General features: G+C 62.6%; 2 protein-coding genes. Both read right to left on the bottom strand.

Going from position 1 to position 2,003, the window contains the following annotated elements:
- Positions 1–921: hypothetical protein (locus D3273_RS27605; RefSeq protein WP_129230233.1), on the bottom strand; the 921-nt coding region annotated here is incomplete at its 3' end.
- A 12-nt stretch (positions 922–933) separates the two neighbouring features.
- Positions 934–2,003, bottom strand: a 1,070-nt coding sequence (locus D3273_RS27600) for a hypothetical protein (RefSeq protein ID WP_207210934.1), incomplete at its 5' end; no start/stop codon positions are given.

Genomic DNA, 2,003 nt, shown 5'->3' with positions numbered 1-2,003 from the left:
GAGCTTGGCGTCGTAGGCGTTGAGACCGCGGCGTGTCTCGGCGGGGTTGCGCAGGGCGTTGAGGGCGTTGTCGCCCGTGATGCCGAACTCTCCCGCCTGGATCTTCGCGATATTGTAGGGCTGTTTCGCGAGGTAGGGGCCAAGGTTCTCCAGCATCTCCTCATAGGTGAGAGGCTTGCCATCCTTCCCCAGGGTCCGCACGCCCCCGCCGGGCAGCCCTTCCAACGCCTGCCGATACGCCTCCGGGTTCGACTTCATCTTGGCCGCGAAGCCTTCCAGCGCGCCGTTGGCCTCGCCCTCGTCGACCCCTTGCTGTTTCATCGCGAAAACAAAGCGTGAGATCCCGCCGGCCGTGGAGCCGACCCGCTGCGATTGGATGGCGAGGTTCGACAGTCCCGAGGCGGTGCGCTCCACTCCCATCAGAAAAGCGCCAAAAGGTGCGGCCGACAGGGCGGTCCCCAAGCCGGTCCCCACCGCACCCACGACGCCGGCAAACCGCAGCAAGCCAGCCTCGGCCGACTTGAACTGCTCGCTGCGAATGGCCGTAAGCTTTTTCGCCCTCTCGTGCTCGACCTCGACGGTTTTTCCGGCGTTCTCCTTGGCGTGCTTCAGAGAGGCGGCAAACTGTTCTTTATCGAACCCCAGCATCTCGGAGGTGACTTGGATGAACGCATCTCTGCGCCTTTCCTTCGACTTGGCTTCCGCCTCGCTGCGGGCGTCGAGCATCGCCTTGAAGCGGGATAGGCCGTCCGACGCCGCCTTGGTCTCCGCCGTGGTGCGCTTGGCGCTCTCGCGAGCCTGCACGTCGGTGATGCGGGTTTCTGTGCGATTGACCAAGTCCTCGACGGCACGCGCGCCCGCCGCGTCGGGCTTCTGAAAGCCAATCTCGACAAGGAACGAGTCGATCGGATCATCGGACATAGGCTTCGCTCATCAGGAATAGCCGAGACCGGCTTGTGTGGTGTTTACGTTCTGCCCTACACCGATCGTGGTGAGGGTCATGGTCCAGTCGGGTCCGCGCGTACTGCCGTTGGTCCGCATATGGATAACACGATAATCGCCATTTGCATTGAGCTGATTGGCGAGCTGCCCTTGCTTGTCGATGGAGCCGGGCACGATGGCGTTGCCGGTGACGTTCGGGGAAACGATCGGGCCTTTGATCGTGATCGTGGTGTTCAGGTCTATCGCCGGATTGATGAGGCAGGAGACGATTACCCCATCCAGCCGTTGGATGGGCGGACCACCGAGGATGGTGTCGGGCGTGAGCACCACGCCGCTTGACCCGGTCCCAGGTGCATTCGTGGCGAGAATGGAGAGCTTGTTGCCGGACAGCGTGAAGGTGGCGCCGAGCGAAAGGCAGGTTTCCCGAAGGTAGTCACGGGCGAGCCCCGCCAGGGTCAGGCCTCGTGGAAAGCGGACGGCCGACAGGTCCACCCCGACGACAGAACCCATCGAGAGGGTAGGCTGCGCCGCCTGCATCCCCTTCAAACACGCATCCACGATGTCTTTGTGTGTCGATCCGGCCCCGAGCGACGTGTTTACCCGCCCATGCTTGTAGGCCAGATCCGAGCACGCGCACCATATGCGCAGGAGCGTCGTCGTATTGTTGTCCGTTTTTTCGCCATACTGCGTCTCAACGATCGTACCGCGGAACAACTCTCCCTCGGAGCTGTAGCGATAACCCGCAGTGAAGGTGATTTCCGTAAACTCTTTCTGGACTTTCGCCGCCGTCGCAGCCGAGACGTTTTTCAGTACGAAGCACGCCAACGAGGGAGACTGTAGTGTGTGGGACTCGATCTCGAAATCCATCGAAAGGCAGTTCCCCTCACTCTCATCGTAGCGGATGACGGTGCCGCCCGCGCCGCTCGACCCTGATAGGGACAAGGTGCAAACGCGGTCGAAGGCCGATCCTGCCGGCATACCGCTCACGTCAGCCTCACCGCCAGCACGCCCACGCCCGTCTTCACTGCCGTGTTGACGTAGGCCGCGCCGATCCCCACCCC

It is taken from the genome of Lichenibacterium minor, assembly GCF_004137685.1.
GTDB lineage: Bacteria > Pseudomonadota > Alphaproteobacteria > Rhizobiales > Beijerinckiaceae > Lichenihabitans > Lichenihabitans minor.
Note: the sequence above shows the minus strand (reverse complement) of the source record. Positions and strands in the feature narration are given on the sequence as shown.